This window comes from Pedococcus aerophilus, assembly GCF_039532215.1.
GTDB classification, from domain to species: domain Bacteria; phylum Actinomycetota; class Actinomycetes; order Actinomycetales; family Dermatophilaceae; genus Pedococcus; species Pedococcus aerophilus.
The window spans coordinates 871,973-888,929 of record NZ_BAAARN010000001.1; the positions used below are offsets into that span (position 1 = coordinate 871,973).

Sequence of the window (16,957 nt, forward strand, 5' to 3'; positions counted from 1 at the left end):
CGCCCGAAGTGGTGCTGGTGTGACGTCTGTGGCGTCGGAGGCACCCACATCTGGGGTGTGCGGGACGAATCGGTCCCTACATCTGGTGTCGCGACGTCGTGGACCGCTCCGCACGCGATCCCGGCGATCGGGCCCGGCTCAGGCCATCGAGAGCAGGAACGCCGCGCTGAACCCGACCACGGTCAGCAGCCCGACGAGCCGACCCGCGTGCTCGACCGCCTCGGGGACCATCGTGTCGGCCAGCATCGTGAGGATCGCGCCCGCCGCGAACGCCTGGATCGTGGCCACCACCGACGGGTCGGCCCCGTCGAGCAGCACGCGACCGAGCGCGGCGGCGACGGTCGCCGCGGCGGCCACCCCCAACCACAGACCCATGATCGACTTCGCACTGCGCCCCGCGGACCGCATACCGGCCGACGAGGACAAGCCCTCGGGGATGTTGGACAAGAACACGGCGGCGACCACGGCCACCCCCACGCCTCCCCCGCCGATGGTGCTCACGCCGATCGCCGCCGACTCCGGTATGCCGTCGAGCAGGGCCCCGAGCGCGAGCGCGGACCCGGCCGCGCCGGCCTGAGGACCGTTGGGGCTCTTGCGGCGGTGACCGCCGCGGCTGTCGATCCACCAGTCGCCGAGGAAGAACACGACCGATCCGCCCAGCAGCCCCAGGACCGTGGCGATGCCGCCGGCCTTGTCGTACGCCTCTCCGGCGAGCTCGAACGTCAGCGCACTGACGAGCACTCCGGAGCCGACCGCCATGACCCAGCCGATGACCCGCTTGGACGTGGGCAGCCAGATGCCGGCGGCCGCGCCGATCAGGAGCGCGGCGCCGCCGACGAATCCCCAGAATGCTGCCTCGAACACGTGCTTCTCCCGTCGCAGAACCGCCGTCGACCTGCGGCGGTGCGGCGCTGCGTGGGTCAGGGTCCTTGGACCCTATCGACGCCGCACTCCTTCACCGACAGTGGCAGCAGGACGCCAGAGCGCGGCCGAACCCAGAGGAGCACGCATGAACCACTACGGACTCGGCGGCAAGGTCGCCGTCATCACCGGCGGGGCATCCGGCATCGGCCGCGCCTGCGCCCACACCCTCGCGCAGTCGGGCGCCGACATCTCGGTGTGGGACCTCGACCAGGGCGCCATCGACGTGGTGCTCAAGGAGCTCGACGCGTTCGAGTGCCGGGCCCACGGAGCGGTCGTCGACGTCAGCGACTCCGCCGCTGTCGACACCGCCATGGACTCGGTCGTCGAGCACCTCGGCCACGTCGACATCGCCGTCTGCAACGCCGGGATCGGCGGCGAAGCCTTGACCAGTGGCGACTACACCGACGAGGCCTGGCACCGGGTCATCGGCATCAACCTCGACGGCGTCTTCTACACGCAGCGCGCGGCGATCCGCGCCATGAAGGCCGGTGGGCGCGGGGGCTCCATCGTCAACATGGCGTCGATCCTGGGTGCCGTGGGGTACGCCACGGCGAGCGCCTACACCGCGGCGAAGCACGGAGTGGTCGGCATGACCCAGGCAGCCGCGTGGGAGCACGCCGGCGACCAGATCCGCGTCAACGCGGTCGGGCCAGGCTTCATCCGCACTCCCCTGCTCGACCAGCACCTCGACCAGGCGACACTGGACTACCTCGGCACCCAGCACGCGCTCCAACGCATCGGCGAGCCCGAGGAGGTCGCCGAGCTGGTCGCCTGGCTGGCCAGCGACGGCGCCTCGTTCGCGACCGGCACCTACTACCCGATCGACGGCGGCTACCTCGCCCGCTGAGGTCCGCCTGCCCCACCCGGCCTCAGCCAGCTGCTGCACGCTGTCGGCGCGCAGTGGTTGAGTGGCTCCATGGGGACGAAGGACGACCACAAGGACGTGACCGCGCAGAAGTGGGAGACGCACCCGGTCACGCCGGACCGGTTCGAGGACTTCGCCGACGTGATCAACCCGAACCGTCGCGACACCCACTGCTGGTGCCTGTCCCACCGTCTCAAGGCGCCACAGATCCAGGAGCTCGGCGGTGGCAGTCGCGAGCAGGCCGCCCGCGCCCTCTGCGAGCGGGAGCACCCGCCGGGCGTCGTCACCTACCTCGACGGCACCCCTGTGGGGTGGTGCAGCATCAGCCCGCTCGCGGACATCCCCCGCCTGCAGTCCTCCAGCCTCATCCGCCCGGTTGACGACGTCCCGGTCTGGAGCATCATCTGCGTCGTGGTGCGTTCGGGTCACCGCAAGAAAGGTGTCACCCACCAGCTCATCAAGGGTGCGGTGGCGTATGCCGCGTCGCAGGGCGCGCCCGCCGTCGAGGCCCACCCCGTGGACCCGAAGGGCCGGATGGACCTGACGATGGCGTTCGTCGGGACCCGGGCGATGTTCGAGAAGGCCGGGTTCGAGGTCATCGGGACGACTGATGCGGTGGCCAGCAAGATGCCCCGACTGAAGATGCGCCGCGACCTCTGACGAGGTGGGCCTCCCCTCGGACCACGGGCGCCGATGCGGCGTCAGGCCTCCGAGCGCACCTTGAGCCCGGCGGCCTCCCCTTTGAGGTAGCGGTCGGTGAGGCCGCGGTACAGCCGCCCCACCGTCGACCCGAGCCAGCCCTCCTGCCGGACCGCCAGGGTCACCCGCGTCCCGCCGCCGGGCAGCGGGGCGATGACATGGCTCGCCGTGGTCCTGGCGGCCCCGCCTCCGCTGACCCAGGTGAACGACGTGCCAGGTTCGAGCTCGGTCACGACGTAGTCGACGGTGGGGATCTTCGGCTGGCTGATCTTGGCGGTCGACCCGGTGCGCAACGGCCCGTCGTCGATCCGGCGGACCCAGCGCACCGTGTCGGTCCAGTCCGGCCACCGCTCGACGTCCGACAGGACCTCCCAGACCCGCGCCGGCGGCGCCGCGATGTCGATGGTCGTGCTCTGTTCCATGTCTCCATGATCGCCCAGTCGACGCCTCGTTTCGAGAGGATGGGGCCATGCAGACCGCCCGCGTCCTGGCCCAACGCCTCACGACGCAACGCCTCGCCTCCGGTCCCCTGCCGACCGCCACCGAGGCCGTGCGCCTGCTCACCTGCGTCCAGAGCCAGGAGCGCGACCACGCCCTCTTCTCCCTGGGCCTGCGCACCCGTCGGACCACGTATGCAGCCGTGCGCGCCGAGCTCGACCAGGGCACCTTCGTGCGCACCCACATCCTGCGCCCCACCTGGCACTTCGTCGCTGCCGAGGACCTGCGCTGGATCCTCGGCCTGACCTCCGTGCGGGTCCTGTCCAGCATGGCGGCGCGACACCGCCAGCTCGGCCTCGACGAGCCCAGGCGGCTCGACCGCGGCTTGTCCCTGCTGTCAGACCTGTTGCAGGACAAGCACTTCCACACCCGGCCCGAGCTCGGCGAGGCCTTCGCCGAACGACACTCCCCCATCCGGGCCGGGGAGCCCTTGGGCCACCTGCTCATGGTCGCCGAGCTGCAAGGGCTGATCTGCTCAGGCCCCACGAAGGGCGTCCACCACTCGTACGCGCTGGTCGACGAGGTGGTCGAGCCGACGCCGTCCCTCGACCCTGACGACGCCCACCGGGAGCTGGTGCAGCGGTTCTTCCGCGGACACGGACCGGCCTCCGTCAAGGACTTCACCCGGTGGTCGTCCCTCCCCGTCGCCGGTACCCGAGCCTCCTTGGCCGACCTCGGCGACGTGCTCGAGCAGGTCGACGTCGAGGGGACACCGCACTGGTTCGACCCCACGAACGTCCCACGGCGCAGCGCGGCCGCGCCGGCTGCATACCTCTTCCCCGTCTATGACGAAGCGGTCCTGAGCTATCCGAGCGTGAACTTCCCTGTGGCGCTTGACCATCCGGACGGCGAGCACCCGGACCCGTTCTGGGCTCGCGTGGTGCTCCACCAGGAGAACGTGGGGCTGTGGAAGCGCACGGTCACCGGTGACGCGGTCGAGGTGGAGGTGCGGCTCGCTCCCAGCGTCGACGACGCGGGACGGGCGGCCGTCGCGGAAGCCGCGCAACGGCTGGCCGACTTCCTGGACAAGGACCTGAGGTTCACGCAGGGGCTCGGCTGAATTACACGGTTGGACTTATCGGGTCTGCCTGACAAACCGGACACCCGCCGTCCACTCTGGACCGGTTGCCCTGCCCACACCCCACGTCGGTACGGCACCGCGTCTCCTGGCGCTGACCTGTCCCCCACCCCCAGGAAGTCATGCTGCGCTCCCGCCTGATCCCCCACCTCGCCCGCGCAGGCTCTGTCGCCCTCCTCGCCCTGACCGGTCTCGCGGTCAGCGCTCCGCAGGCTGGCGCGGCCACCCTCTCCCGAGAGTGCAAGGCCAGCTCGATCGCCTGCATCTCGTTCTCCGGCTACGCGGGGAAGTCCGTCTGGGGCTATCCCGTGAACTCGACCGGCAACAACTGCGTCAACTACGCGGCGTACCGCCTGATGAAGAACGGCGTGAAGCAGCAGAGCTCCATGGGCAGCGGTGGGAGCTGGGCCACCAGCGCACGCGACCGCGGCATCCCCGTCGACAAGACCCCCGCCGTCGGGTCGATCGCGCAGTGGAACTACGGCAGCCACTACGCCCCCTCCAACGGGCACGTCGGGTACGTCGAGGAGGTCACGACCTCCTACATCGTCGTGTCGGACTCGGCGTGGAGCGGGTACTCCTCGCGCATGAAGATCCCCCGCGGCGATGCCAACTGGCCGAGCAACTTCCTGCACTTCAAGGACCAGCCGTACCAGCCACCCAAGTCCGGCAGCTTCCTCAAGGTGCGCGAGAACGGCGGCGTCTACCGGCTCGTCGGCCGCACGCCGGTGTTCGTCTCCACCTGGACCGCCTTCGGGGGGACCAAGGCGACGATGGCGATCTCCTCGACGGCCCTGGCCTCGCTGCCGGCGACGATCCCGGACGGCACCTTCATCCGGGGCGCCCAGCGCGGCGAGGTCTACCGCATGGCCGGCGGCGCACCCATCTTCGTCTCCGCGTGGGCCAATGTCGGGGGCACCAAGGGGTACACGACCGTCGACCAGGTGGCCATCGACAAGGCCGGCAGCGGGGGTGCCTACAACCGCATGCGCGCGCAGCCGGCCGACACGACGATGCTCACGACCACCAAGGGTGTGAAGTACCGGATGAAGGGTGGCGTCGCCTACTACTCGACGACCCTGCCCATCACCGAGCTCTCTCCGCCGGTGCTGGTGGACCACGTCGCGCTGAAGAACGCCACCACGACCGGAGCCCTGCGGTACCGGCACATCAAGGCCGTCAGGGTGCTCCCGAACATCGTGATCGGGTCCTGAGAGCAGGAGTGCCGACTCGCTCGGCGGTCACGTCCCGCCGTGTCGGGCTCAGCCGGCGGCGGGGATGAGCAGCGTCTGACCGGCGTGCACGTCGGACCCGGCCAGGTCGTTGGCGATCTGGATCTGCGCGACGGCCTCGTTGATCGGCAGCTGCGGCAGCTGCGTCGCCGCGACCTCGGAGAGGGTCTGGCCGGCCTGCACCGTCGTGGAGTGGTCGATGACCACTGCCGACGCACCGCCCGACAGCAGGCTGATCGCCAGCACCACGCCGACGACCACGACGGTCATCGTGACGGCCAGGCGTCCGGCGCGGGTAAGCCGCAACGGGGCGGCGGGACGGATGACGACGTCCTCACCCGTGGGCACCGAGACGAGCTGCGGGCGCACCGGCCGAACCGGCATACGCACGGGTGCGGGGGCGATGTCCCAAGCAACTGCTGCACTCATCTGGTCCTCCGTGGTGGTCATCTGGTCGACGCTCTTCGAACGGTTGTACGAAGTGCCTCTTGGTTGATTTCTAGCACGCTTGTTCGAACCGAGCAAGACACGCCTCGAACACATGTTTGGTACTGGCGTTCGAACGCCATACGCTGTGTCCATGCCTCAAGCACATCAGAGGCCACTGACAGTCACCCCTGTCACACGACCCAGCAGTCATTGATCAGCACCGGCAGACGCCACCTGACCTGCGGAAACGAGGAACCGGCATGAGCGAGGACAACGTCAAGGAGCTCCCCGACCGCGATCGGGGCGACGGTCTCACCGTCCGCCAGCGACGGGTCCTCGAGGTCATCCGCAACTCGGTCGACCGCCGCGGGTACCCGCCGAGCCTGCGCGAGATCGGCGAGGCCGTGGGCCTCACCTCCCCGAGCTCGGTGGCCCACCAGCTCTCGACGTTGGAGCGCAAGGGCTTCCTGCGCCGCGACCCCAACCGCCCCCGGGCGATCGAGGTCGTCTCCCCCGACTCGACGGCCGACATGCGCGGCTACCGCGGCGGCGCGAGCGTCGAGGACGAGACCGCGGTGTTCGACGAGACGGGCATGAACGACCGTCGCCCGGAGGCCTCCTACGTCCCGGTCCTGGGGCGGATCGCCGCCGGTGTGCCGATCCTCGCCGAGGAGACCGTCGAGGACGTCTTCCCGCTGCCGCGCCAGATCGTCGGCGAGGGACAGCTCTTCCTCCTGCAGGTCGTCGGTGAGTCGATGATCGACGCCGCGATCTGCGACGGCGACTGGGTCGTCGTGCGCCAGCAGCCGACCGCCGACAACGGCGACATCGTCGCGGCCATGCTCGACAACGAGGCGACGGTCAAGACGTTCAAGCGCAAGGACGGCAAGGTGTGGCTGATGCCGCACAACGACGCGTTCGAGCCCATCGACGGCGACCACGCGACGATCCTGGGCAAGGTCACCGCGGTCCTGCGCCGCGTCTGAGACCTTCCCACCCCGATCTCCCTCGGAGGTCGCCACGGACCGACCCCCGTGGCGACCTCCGAGTGGTTCTCACCGCACTCCGTGCGTGACACCCACCTCCGACGGGCTCCGAGTGGTTGGTCCGGCGCGGCAGTGGGTACGTTCGACACGAAAGGTGCGGCCCGGGGCAGTTCGGGCGGCCCGGCACCACGACAGCGAGGTTCGACGATGGCCAAGCACGACGAAGGCGACTACTCCGAGGCAGACCTGAGGGTCAAGGGCCAGAAGGACCACGCAGCAGGACCCACGGCGGTGGCGGTCTCGATGAAGCGGGCCATCGACCACATGGGGATCAAGCGCACCGCGCAGACCCTGCTCAAGCTCAACCAGGCCGAGGGCTTCGACTGCATGAGCTGCGCCTGGCCGGACCCCGACGTGGGCCACCGCCACGCGGCCGAGTTCTGCGAGAACGGCGCGAAGGCCGTGGCCGAGGAGGCCACCCGCGACCGGGCCACCCCCGAGTTCTTCGCCGAGCACAGCATCGCCGAGCTCGACACCCGCTCCGAGTACTGGCTCGGCCAGCAGGGCCGGATCACCCACCCGATGGTCAAGCGCCCCGGCGCCACGCACTACGAGCCCATCGAGTGGGACGAGGCCTTCGAGCTCATCGCCGCCGAGCTGCGCTCCCTGGCCAGCCCGGACGAGGCGACCTTCTACACCTCGGGTCGCACCTCCAACGAGGCCGCCTTCGCCTACCAGCTGTTCGTGCGTGCCTTCGGCACGAACAACCTGCCCGACTGCTCGAACATGTGCCACGAGTCCACGAGCATCGCGCTGCAGGAGTCGATCGGCATCGGCAAGGCCAGCGTCACCCTGGACGACGTCCACACCGCCTCGGTCATCGTCATCGCCGGGCAGAACCCCGGCACCAACCACCCGCGCATGCTCTCCGCCCTGGAGATCGCCAAGGAGAACGGCGCGAAGATCATCTCGATCAACCCGCTGCGCGAGGCCGGGCTGGTGCGGTTCAAGAACCCCCAGAAGCCCAGCGGCGTCATCGGGCACGGGACCGCCCTGTCCGACCTGCACCTGCCGGTCAAGGTCAACGGTGACCTGGCCCTCTTCCAGGCCATCGGCTCGCTGCTGGTCGAGTGGGACGCGCTGGACCACGAGTTCATCGACACCTACTCCACCGGGTTCGACCAGTGGCGCGAGCACGTCTCGGCGGTCGACTGGGACCACGTCATCGAGGTGACCGGCCTGTCGCGCGAGCTCATCACCGAGGCGGCGCAGATGCTCCGCGGCTCGACCCGCACGGTCTACTGCTGGGCGATGGGCCTGACGCAGCACCGCAACGGTGTCGCGACCATCAAGGAGGTCGTCAACCTCGCCCTGGCCCAGGGCAACATCGGGCGCGAGGGCGCCGGGCTGCTGCCCGTCCGTGGCCACTCCAACGTGCAGGGCGACCGCACGATGGGGATCTGGGAGCGCCCGCCGGCACACTTCCTCGACGCGCTCCAGAAGGAGTTCGGCTTCGACCCGCCGCGTGAGCACGGCCTCGACGTCGTCGACTCGCTGCGCGCGATGCGCGACGGCAAGGTCCAGTTCTTCATGGCCCTCGGCGGCAACTTCGTCCAGGCCGTGTCCGACACCGACACCGCAGTGGCTGCCATGCGCAAGCTCCGGCTCACCGTGCAGGTGTCGACCAAGGTCAATCGCTCCCACCTCGTCTGTGGCGAGACCGCGCTGATCCTGCCGACCAAGGGCCGCACCGAGAAGGACGTCCAGGCCAGCGGCGACCAGTGGATCTCGGTCGAGGACTCCACCTGCTCGGTGCACGCCTCCCGTGGTCCGCTCGAGCCGGCCTCACCGCAGCTCAAGTCCGAGGTCGACATCGTCACCCGCATCGCCGAGGCCACCCTCGGGGACCAGTACGACCTGCAGTGGAAGGCGATGCGCGACGACTACCGCGTCATCCGTCGCCACATCTCGCGCGTCGTTCCCGGCTGCGAGGACTACGAGGTCAACGTCCGTCGTCCCGGCGGCATGATCATGCCGCACCCGCCGCGCGACTCACGGACCTTCGACACGAAGTCGGGGCTGGCCGAGTTCGTCGCCTCCCCCATCGAGGTCGTCCACGTCCCCGAGGGTCACGTGCTGCTGCAGACGATGCGCAGCCACGACCAGTACAACACCACCATCTACGGGCTCAGCGACCGCTACCGCGGCATCGAGGGCGGCCGCAAGGTGATCTTCCTGCACCCCGACGACATCACCGCCTTCGGCCTGCAGGACGGTCAGCTCGTCGACATCACGACGCGGTGGCTCGAGGACGACGTCGTCCGTCGCGTGCACGGCTTCCGGGTGGTCTCCTACGACACCCCTCGCGGTTCGGCGGCTGCCTACTACCCCGAGACCAACCCGTTGGTCCCGTTGGACTCCACCGCGATCGGCAGCAACACCCCCACGTCGAAGTCCGTCGTGGTGTCCCTGACGCCGTCCGCCGGTGAGCACACCGGTGGGAGCGACGCGGCCGCCGACTCCGACGCCGCGACGCAGGACGCCACCGGCGCCGACTGGAGCCACAAGAAGCAGCCGCAGCCGGAGCACCTGTCCTGACCCGAGCGGTGCCTCGGGACGTACGGCGCGTCAGTCGCCGAGCGTCTCGAGGTACCGGCTCAGGCGCTCGGTGATGTCGTCGGTGGCGCGGGCCTCGTCCCACAGCTCCCACCACTCGTTGTCCTCCGGGCGCAGGGCGCGGTGGAGCGCCTTCGTGGCCAGGTCCTCGAGGCCCTCGTCGACCTCGATGGGCTCGTCCTCGATCCACCGCGGCAGGTAGGGCTCCCGGATCGCGCTCTCGAAGTCGTCGCTGGCCGCCACCACGACCGCCGCGGCGATCGCCTCGGCCATCTCCGGCGCCTCGATGTAGGCCCGTGACCCGACGACGCGGCCCATGGCGTGCTCCACCTTGGCCCGACGTTCGTCCGGCCCGGCGTCCTCGAGCGCATCGAGGAAGTCCAGCGCGTCGTCGTTCTCGAACGGTCCCGTCCCGGTAGCTCCCATACCGGCCTCCTTGTGGTCGGTCGTGCAGCGGCTCGACAGCCTGACCCGACGAGCGTGCCAACAGATCCCCACGACACGCCAGTGGTCGTTCGGTCGATTCGGGACTAGTCCGGACGGGGTGGGACGTCCCGCCTCGCCGGGTCTAGCCTCGAGGTGCAGGGAACCCCGATCCTTCGGGAGGACCACGTGCGAACACCCCGCCCTTGTCCGGACGCAGTGTCTGCTCATCGTGCGCCACGCAGGCGCCGGTTCGGTGTCGTGGTGCTCGTCGTCTCCTGCGCCGTCGCCCTGGTCGCCTGCGCGCACGGCACCCCTGTCGTGACGGACCGCGGCGCCCGCCCGACGGTCACCACGGCCTCCGTCCAACCGGCAGGGACGTCCACGGGTGACCCCGCCCACCCGGTGGGGGTCGTCGCGATCGGCCACTCGGGCCTGACCGGTTTCCGCTCGGACCCGGCCAACCCCGAGGACAACGCCCTCGCGAACTCGTGGGCCACCGGCACGAACCCCGTCGTCGACAGCGTCTTCGCGCGACTGCGCAGAGCCCTTCCCGAGACCGGTGACCACGTCGCCAACACGGCCCGCAACGGCGCCCGTGCCGATGGCCTGACCTACCAGGCGCAGGACGCGTTGCGGATCGTCCCCACGCCACGGCTCGCCCTGGTGCAGATCATGGACAACGACATCCGTTGTGACGGAACAGATCCCGACCACTTCGCGGAGTTCCGCGCCGCCGTGCGGGAAGCCGTCGCCGTCCTCGTCACCTCCTCCCCTCGGGTCACCGTCGTCCTCGTGGGTGGAGCGGGACGCCCGGCGAGGTATGCCGCCGCCATCGCCTCCCTGCCCACCACCCCGCCGGACCTCGTGGGCTCGGGACCCTGCGCGCTCTTCTCGGCGAACCGGGTCGTCAACCCGAGCGAGGTCGCCCGGCTCACGGGTCTCATGGACGCCTACGAGGCCGAGCTCGCCCGGGCGTGCGCGGGCATCCCGCAGTGCCACACCGACGGCGGTGCCGCCGCCCGCGTGAAGGACTCCCTTGACGGCCTGGGGTCGGACCTCGGACACCAGTCGGTCCTTGGTCACCAACGGACTGCCCGCGCCGTCTGGCCCGAGGTCGCGCGGCTGCTCGGCCTGCCGGCCGGCTGACCCTCAGCCCACCCTGCGCTGGTACCACGCGGTGTCGACCCACCGGTCGAACTTGCGTCCCACCTCCCGCAGCACGCCCACCTCGGTGAACCCGTGCCGCCGGTGCAGGGCGATGCTCGCGTCGTTGGGCAGCGCGATGACCGCGACCTGCGTGTGCACCTCGGTGAGGTCGTCGAGGCGGGCGAGCAGCGCGCCATACAGGAGGCTCCCGAGGCCGAGGCCCCGCGCACCGGCGCCGAGGTAGACCGACACCTCCTTGGTCCCGTCGTAGGCAGGTCGCGGTCGGAACGGGCCCGAGAAGGCGTAGCCGAGCACCTCTCCGGCGCGGACGGCCACCAGCACGATGTCGCTGCCACCGGCGTGGGCGAGCTTGTCGCCGAGGTAGACGAGCCCGCGCGGCTCGGTGTCGAAGGTCGCAACCGACGTGCGGACCTGCTCGTCGTAGATCGCCGCCATGGCCTCGAGATCGGCCTCGGTGGCGTCGCGGACGGTCGTCGCGTCGTCGGTCACGGTGGCGGTCGGCCTCATATCGGCGATGCTAGGGGGATGACCGACCGGCAGCGCAGGTGGGACGAACGCTATGCAGCGAGCGACCGGGTCTGGAGCGCTGGGCCGAACGCGGAGGTCGAGCGCATCGTCGGCGGGTGGAACCCCGACCGCACCGGCCCCGGTGGCGGTCGCGCACTGGACCTGGGCGCGGGCGAGGGCCGTCATGCGGTGTGGCTCGCAGCGCGGGGGTGGCGGGTGACCGCCGTCGACTTCTCCGCCGTCGGGCTGGGCAAGGGCGAGGCCGAGGCGAGTGCGCGCGGCCTGCGGGTCGACTGGGCGGTCGCCGACGCGCGCTCGTGGCAGCCCGCCGACGACGTGCTGTTCGACCTCGTGCTCGTCGCGTACCTGCACCTGCCCGAGGACGTCCTGTCGCGGACCACACGGTGGCTCGCACCGGGCGGCGCGCTCGTCGTCGTGGGCCATGCCCTGCGCAACCTCACCGACGGCGTCGGCGGACCCTCCGACCCCGCGTTGCTGCACACCGCGGAGGCGCTGCGGGCGGCGACGGCCGGGTTGACCGTGGAACGCTGCGAGGAGGTCGTCAGGCCGACCGACGCCGGCGACGCCATCGACGTCGTGCTCGTGGCTAGGCGCCCAGCCGGCTGACCAGCGCGCTGAGCGTGGGCCCGAGTGACGCATCCACCTGGACGCTCGCCTCCGCGTCGCCGCGCGTGGGTCCGCGCGTGATGATCACGACCGGTATGCCGCGTGCTGCGGCGCGCCGCACGAACCGGTAGCCGCTCATCACCTTGAGGCTCGACCCGAGGACGAGCAGCACGTCGGCGTCCTCGGTGAGCTGGAAACAGTGCTCCACCAAGGGTTTCGGGACTGACTCTCCGAAGAAGACGACATCCGGCTTGAGGGTGTCGTGGTTGCAGACCAGGCACAGCGGCACGGTGAACCCGAGGACGTCGAGGTCGTTCAGGGCGATGTCGCCGTCGGGCCGGATCTCGTTGCTCGTCACCTCGAAGGAGGGATTCGAGACCCGCATGCGCTCGTCGAGGTCCCACCGGCTCGAACGGTCGCCACAGGTCAGGCACACGACGCGCGCCAGGGCTCCGTGCAGCTCGGTCACCTCGTGGGCGCCGGCTTCCTGGTGCAGGCCGTCGACGTTCTGGGTGATGACGGGACCGAGGTGACCGCTGCGCTGGAGCCTTGCCACGGCCTCGTGACCGGCGTTCGGGCGGGCGAGGTTGAAGCGCTGCCAGCCGACGTAGCTGCGGGCCCAGTACCGCTGGCGCGCCTCGGAGGACGCGACGAACTCCGAGAACTGCATCGGTGTGACCCTGCGCTTGCCGTCCGGGCCGCGGTAGTCGGGGATGCCGGACTCGGTCGAGATGCCGGCACCGGTGAGGGCGAGCACGTTGCCGTGGGCCAGGAGGTCGACGACGGCATCGAGCTGGGCATCGAGCCCGGCCCCGAGCTCGGCGGGGGCGCCTCGCTCGGTGGTCTCGTCCACACGCGTCGCCTCGGTCACCACCTCAGGTTACGTGGGCGGGTCACGGGCTGCCGAGCCGCGCCGGGCTCACGACCGGCCGAGCAGGCGCCGCATCGAGGAGTCCTCGAGGGCCGCGCTCGCCACGGCGGGGTCGGCGACCTCGGGGTGCGGCGGAACGGCGGGCACGTCGCGGGTGATCAGCTCTGGCGCGTGGCTGCAGACCTGCGCCTCGGCGACCATGTACCCGTGGCGCTCGAGGATCTGCTGCTCCTGCGTCGAGAAGGCGTCGAGGTCGGTGCGGACGGCGTTGATGAGCTCGGTGACCTCCCGCGGGTAGCAGCCGTCGGCGGCGGTGTCGAGCGCCCACGAGGTCCCGTCGAGGACGTCACGGTGGTACCCCGCCTGGAGCCACCGGCTGCGCACGGACTGGCCGCCACTGGTGGCGATGCCGAGGATGCGCAGCATGCGTCCGTGGATCGTGCGCTCGGTGCGGGCCCGGAACACGCCGCCGCCGTCGCTGACCAGGACGGTGTGGTGCGACTTCCAGACCGGCTCGAGGCCGAGGTTGTCGTACACCCCGCCGTCGGTGAGCCGGATGTGCCTCCTGATCCGCTGCCGCTCCTGCGGGGACTCCAGCCCCGGGTGTCCCCCGGTGAGCGCCATCCCGTCCCCGTCGAACACCATCGGTGCGAAGAACGGCGGGTAGGCGCAGGAGGCCGCCACGATGTCGGCGATGCGCAGGGACGGCGGCGGCGCTGCATACCCGAGGCGGTAGTCGCCGACCCGGCCGTGCGGGCGGTGAGCGGTGGGGTCCTCGAAGACCCAGTTGACGCCGTAGGCGATCTCTGTCGCGCCGGTGATGATCGCTGGGCCGGCTACTGCGTTGTCGCGCAAGGGGATCGACCACCACTCGACGACCTCGGCCAGCTCGTCGGCGAGGGCGCGAACAGCCGCGTCGTCGGTGAACCAGTGCCACGGCTTGAGCTTGCTCAGCAGGGCGGCCGTCCGGATGTTGCGCGAGGTGAGTCGTCGCAGCGGCTCTGCGACGAGGTCGTCGAGGCCACCCACGCGCTCCCCTGCGGCTGGGTCGCTCGGGAACTCGAGACGGGCATCGGCCAGGAGGTTCGCGACGAGCGAACCACCCGAGACCCCACTGATGGTGTCGAGCTGGCTCAGGATGCCGAGCTCGTCGAGCCGCCGGACCGCGCCGAGGTGGAACAACGCGGCGCGGTAGCCGCCGCCGGACAGGCACAGGGCTTTGCCGCGGCGACGGTTGCCCTCGGCAGCCGATGGCTGATCGGCCGCGGGGTGGTCGCCGTCGAAGGGCTCATGTGCGGCGTGGCTGGTGGCGGTGGGCTCGGGGTGCATCGTGGATCCGATGTAACCAGAGGACGCCGACACTCAGCGCTCGACGAGCCGGGCCTCGGCTTCGCGGACCTGCAGGGTGGTGACGGGTTCGTTCTGCAGGTCGGCGATGGCGTTGATGTCGGTCCACGAGCCGCCGTTGACGCGGTACTGGCCGGTGAGCGTGGAGTCGACACTCACCCTGGCTGCGTCCTTGGGCTCGGCGTACGTGTGCCGGATCGCGCCATCCGGGTACACCCCACCGGCATCGGTCACGGGGCCGCTGCTCGAGCCGTCGCCGTAGTGGAACTCGTACGACCGCGGCGCGATCTTGAACTCCACCGACCACGACAACAGCTGCACCGCCTTGCTCACCTCACCCGGCTGCAGACCGCATCGTTGGGCCAGGTGGCGCGGTAGTAGGTGGGCAGGTTGACCAGGGTGACATTGCCCGCCGGCTGGACCGCCACCCTCGGCTTGGAGAACGGCAGCTGCTTGAACGCCGTCTGGATCTGCCCTAACGTCGGGATCGGCGGCGGCGCAGGAACCCCGGGCGGAACGTCATCCAGGCCGCACATCGTGTTCACGGTCGTCCAGGCAGCGTTCGGGTTGGCCCGGGGCCGCGACTGCACCCAGTACAGCACCTCGTCCGACGGCGGATTGCGGAACGAGCACGCAGTCATCGCATACGAGCAGTTAGTGGCCTCACCACCGGCCGTGTCCGAGATGCGCGCCGGCCGACACGCCAACACCACCTGGTAAATGTACTTGCTCTGTTTGGATGCAGCGGTCTGCACTGAGGCGGCATCGTCATCCGACGAAGTTGGCTGGCACGCAGCTTTGGCCGCCGCCGCATCGTTCGCCAAGTCGACGAAAGCAAGTCCCGTGCCGCATGACTTACCGGCAGCGTGACTGGGGGAAGCAAGGACCACGCCAGTCACGACGATCGCGAGGCAGAGGAGAGACGCCTTGAGCCGCATCAGATCGCCACGAACTTCATGACGTGCCAGCCACCCTCGCGCCATGTCACGGACGTGACGGCGGTAAAGACTCCTGGCTTCGAGGTTTCGACCACGTTTCCTTTGGCGTCAAGAACACGGACGGGAACTTCCTGTCCCGCTACCTCGACTATGAGGTTGGGCGCCTTTCCGGAGGTGGCCTGGGCGAGCTTCACTTGGATCGACGACTTGTCTGTCCGCTGACCCTTCGATGCCCTGTCATTGATGGCTCGCACAAATCCTTCGCAGCCTTCGCATGAATCGTCGGCCATCTTCTCTATGAGGGCCGTGTTACCCGAGACGTAAGAGTCGCCGACGGATTCGAAGTAGAAGCGGGCGAAGGCTTCGGCGCCTTCGGGGGTCTTCTTCGTCGCAGCAGGCGGGACCGCCACCGTGGCCTCCGACGACGGGCTGCTGGTCGTCGTGGACGGTGCACTGGTCGTCGAGCTGGGCGAGCTCGTCGTCGGACTCGACCCCGATGACGAGACCGACGACGACGTCGTCGGATCGAGATCGCTCCCATCGGTACACCCGGCGACGAGTGCTCCCCCGAGCACCATCGCCACCACGTACCCACGTCGTGAGTGCACGCCACTCCCCCTTGCGATTCACGGAACAGCCGCGGCTGAGGCGGCCGATCGCATGGATTCTACGGATTTCGACCATTTGGGCCAGATCTTCATCCACAGGCAAACCACCCTGAACCCATAGATCACACCGGCCACACTCGTCACCAACCCATCACCATTGCATCATCAACTACTGGATTCGATAACCACCCGTTATGATCAGCGGCATGATTGACGCTGCCGGCCTGCGGGTCATGAAGGCCATCGCCGACGAGGGAAGCTTCACCGGCGCCGCCCTGTCCCTGGGGTACTCCCAACCCGCCATCTCGCAGATGGTCCGCCGCCTCGAGCAGCGCACCGGCACCGTCCTCGTCGAGCGTGTCGGCCGCAACGTCCGCCTCACCGAGGCCGGTCAGGTCCTCGCCCGCCACGCTGTCGCGGTGCTGTCCGCCCTCGACGCAGCCGAGGAGGAGGTCGCCGCGATCGCCGGCCTGCGCGCCGGGCGGGTGCGCCTCATGGCGTTCCCCTCCAGCTCGGCGACGCTGGTCCCCCGGGCCCTGGCCCTGGTGAAGCAGCGCTTCCCCGACGTCCAGGTCACCTTCACCGAGGGCGAGCCGCCTGAGTCCCTCGCAGCACTCAAGGCCGGGGAGTGCGACCTCGCCGTGGCCTTCGCGTACGAGGGGACCGACGTCGGTCGCGGCGAGGAGGACATGGACCTCTTCGTCACCCACAAGCTCCTCGACGACGAGGTCCGGCTGGCCCTGCCTCGCACCCACCCCTTGGCCGATCGCGACGGCATCGAGCTGTCGGCCCTCGCCACCGAGAACTGGATCGCCGGCTGTCCCCGTTGTCGCGGCCACCTCCTGCAGATGTGCGCCAACGAGGGCTTCACGCCGAACGTCGGCTTCGAGACCGAGGACTATGTCGCGGTCCTGGGCCTCGTCGCCGAGGGGCTCGGCGTCGCGCTCATCCCCGACCTGATCCTTCGCACGGCCAACCACCACGACGTGGTGACGCTTCCGATCACCCCGTCCTCGCGCCGTACCATCAGCGTCGTCACCACCGCTGACCTCCAGCGGGTGCCCGCGGTCCAGGCCACCATCGACGCCCTCTGCGAGGCAGCGAAGGCCAAGCCGCGCGTCCTCGCCAGCAACTGACGC

At 69.9% G+C, this 16,957-nt stretch carries 20 protein-coding genes; 10 read left to right on the forward strand and 10 right to left on the reverse strand.

Translation table 11 applies throughout. The features are described 5' to 3' along the window. Positions 1 to 138 precede the first annotated feature (138 nt). The gene (locus tag ABD286_RS04005; RefSeq protein ID WP_344190503.1) at positions 139 to 864 is read right to left on the reverse strand and encodes a ZIP family metal transporter; all 726 of its coding nucleotides are present in this window, start codon (positions 862 to 864) and stop codon (positions 139 to 141) included. A 145-nt stretch (positions 865 to 1,009) separates the two neighbouring features. On the opposite strand from ABD286_RS04005, the gene ABD286_RS04010 reads away from it, so the two are divergent. Together ABD286_RS04010 and ABD286_RS04015 are read left to right on the forward strand one after the other, a co-directional pair. Then, entirely contained in the window at positions 1,010 to 1,771 is a 762-nt protein-coding gene (locus ABD286_RS04010) for an SDR family NAD(P)-dependent oxidoreductase (protein ID WP_344190505.1), read from the forward strand. A gap of 69 nt (positions 1,772 to 1,840) precedes the next feature. Further along, the gene (locus ABD286_RS04015; protein WP_344190507.1) at positions 1,841 to 2,449 is read left to right on the forward strand and encodes a GNAT family N-acetyltransferase; all 609 of its coding nucleotides are present in this window, start codon (positions 1,841 to 1,843) and stop codon (positions 2,447 to 2,449) included. A gap of 41 nt (positions 2,450 to 2,490) precedes the next feature. Here the strand turns inward: ABD286_RS04015 and ABD286_RS04020 are convergent, their stop codons facing one another. Further along, positions 2,491 to 2,910 carry an SRPBCC family protein gene (locus ABD286_RS04020; RefSeq protein ID WP_344190509.1) on the reverse strand — a complete coding sequence of 140 codons (420 nt, stop codon included), beginning with the start codon at positions 2,908 to 2,910 and terminating at the stop codon, positions 2,491 to 2,493. A gap of 47 nt (positions 2,911 to 2,957) precedes the next feature. On the opposite strand from ABD286_RS04020, the gene ABD286_RS04025 reads away from it, so the two are divergent. Together ABD286_RS04025 and ABD286_RS04030 are read left to right on the forward strand one after the other, a co-directional pair. Further along, positions 2,958 to 4,046 (forward strand): winged helix DNA-binding domain-containing protein, encoded by a 1,089-nt coding sequence (locus ABD286_RS04025; RefSeq protein WP_344190511.1) that lies wholly within the window; start codon positions 2,958 to 2,960, stop codon positions 4,044 to 4,046. 140 nt (positions 4,047 to 4,186) lie between these two features. Next, a complete protein-coding gene (locus ABD286_RS04030) occupies positions 4,187 to 5,278 on the forward strand; it encodes a CHAP domain-containing protein (RefSeq protein WP_344190513.1) in 1,092 nt (363 codons plus the stop codon). A gap of 48 nt (positions 5,279 to 5,326) precedes the next feature. On the opposite strand, the gene ABD286_RS04035 is transcribed toward ABD286_RS04030, so the two are convergent. Beyond that, a complete protein-coding gene (locus tag ABD286_RS04035; protein WP_344190515.1) occupies positions 5,327 to 5,746 on the reverse strand; it encodes a LysM peptidoglycan-binding domain-containing protein in 420 nt (139 codons plus the stop codon). 239 nt (positions 5,747 to 5,985) lie between these two features. On the opposite strand from ABD286_RS04035, the gene lexA reads away from it, so the two are divergent. Then, a complete protein-coding gene (gene lexA, locus ABD286_RS04040) occupies positions 5,986 to 6,711 on the forward strand; it encodes a transcriptional repressor LexA (protein ID WP_056915027.1) in 726 nt (241 codons plus the stop codon). A gap of 207 nt (positions 6,712 to 6,918) precedes the next feature. Further along, positions 6,919 to 9,309 (forward strand): FdhF/YdeP family oxidoreductase, encoded by a 2,391-nt coding sequence (locus ABD286_RS04045; protein ID WP_344190518.1) that lies wholly within the window; start codon positions 6,919 to 6,921, stop codon positions 9,307 to 9,309. A gap of 30 nt (positions 9,310 to 9,339) precedes the next feature. Here ABD286_RS04045 and ABD286_RS04050 read toward each other — a convergent pair whose 3' ends face one another. Further along, entirely contained in the window at positions 9,340 to 9,753 is a 414-nt protein-coding gene (locus ABD286_RS04050; protein WP_344190520.1) for a DUF4259 domain-containing protein, read from the reverse strand. A 261-nt stretch (positions 9,754 to 10,014) separates the two neighbouring features. Here ABD286_RS04050 and ABD286_RS04055 point away from each other — a divergent pair, with 261 nt between their 5' ends. Then, entirely contained in the window at positions 10,015 to 10,899 is an 885-nt protein-coding gene (locus tag ABD286_RS04055; RefSeq protein WP_344190522.1) for an SGNH/GDSL hydrolase family protein, read from the forward strand. 3 nt (positions 10,900 to 10,902) lie between these two features. Here ABD286_RS04055 and ABD286_RS04060 read toward each other — a convergent pair whose 3' ends face one another. Next, positions 10,903 to 11,427 carry a GNAT family N-acetyltransferase gene (locus ABD286_RS04060; RefSeq protein ID WP_344190524.1) on the reverse strand — a complete coding sequence of 175 codons (525 nt, stop codon included), beginning with the start codon at positions 11,425 to 11,427 and terminating at the stop codon, positions 10,903 to 10,905. 18 nt (positions 11,428 to 11,445) lie between these two features. On the opposite strand from ABD286_RS04060, the gene ABD286_RS04065 reads away from it, so the two are divergent. Continuing rightward, on the forward strand, positions 11,446 to 12,054 hold the full coding sequence (locus ABD286_RS04065; protein WP_344190526.1) for a class I SAM-dependent methyltransferase: 609 nt from the start codon (positions 11,446 to 11,448) through the stop codon (positions 12,052 to 12,054). On the opposite strand, the gene ABD286_RS04070 is transcribed toward ABD286_RS04065, so the two are convergent. The 5 genes from ABD286_RS04070 to ABD286_RS04090 are packed head-to-tail and all read right to left on the reverse strand — an operon-like array spanning position 12,035 to position 15,620. Next, entirely contained in the window at positions 12,035 to 12,925 is an 891-nt protein-coding gene (locus ABD286_RS04070; protein ID WP_344190528.1) for an NAD-dependent protein deacetylase, read from the reverse strand. The two genes, ABD286_RS04065 and ABD286_RS04070, sit on opposite strands and share 20 nt — an antisense overlap. A gap of 48 nt (positions 12,926 to 12,973) precedes the next feature. Beyond that, the gene (locus ABD286_RS04075) at positions 12,974 to 14,254 is read right to left on the reverse strand and encodes a patatin-like phospholipase family protein (protein WP_344190530.1); all 1,281 of its coding nucleotides are present in this window, start codon (positions 14,252 to 14,254) and stop codon (positions 12,974 to 12,976) included. A 33-nt stretch (positions 14,255 to 14,287) separates the two neighbouring features. Continuing rightward, positions 14,288 to 14,605 (reverse strand): hypothetical protein, encoded by a 318-nt coding sequence (locus ABD286_RS04080; protein WP_344190532.1) that lies wholly within the window; start codon positions 14,603 to 14,605, stop codon positions 14,288 to 14,290. Further along, the gene (locus ABD286_RS04085; RefSeq protein WP_344190534.1) at positions 14,602 to 15,255 is read right to left on the reverse strand and encodes a hypothetical protein; all 654 of its coding nucleotides are present in this window, start codon (positions 15,253 to 15,255) and stop codon (positions 14,602 to 14,604) included. Before ABD286_RS04085 ends, ABD286_RS04080 begins: the two co-directional genes overlap by 4 nt. Then, a complete protein-coding gene (locus ABD286_RS04090; protein WP_344190536.1) occupies positions 15,210 to 15,620 on the reverse strand; it encodes a DUF6318 family protein in 411 nt (136 codons plus the stop codon). Before ABD286_RS04090 ends, ABD286_RS04085 begins: the two co-directional genes overlap by 46 nt. A 1-nt stretch (position 15,621) precedes the next feature. On the opposite strand from ABD286_RS04090, the gene ABD286_RS04095 reads away from it, so the two are divergent. Then, positions 15,622 to 15,939 (forward strand): hypothetical protein, encoded by a 318-nt coding sequence (locus ABD286_RS04095; RefSeq protein ID WP_344190538.1) that lies wholly within the window; start codon positions 15,622 to 15,624, stop codon positions 15,937 to 15,939. Positions 15,940 to 16,024: 85 nt separating this feature from the next. Continuing rightward, positions 16,025 to 16,954, forward strand: coding sequence for a LysR family transcriptional regulator (locus ABD286_RS04100; protein ID WP_344190539.1), 930 nt, complete (start codon positions 16,025 to 16,027; stop codon positions 16,952 to 16,954). Positions 16,955 to 16,957: the final 3 nt, after the last annotated feature.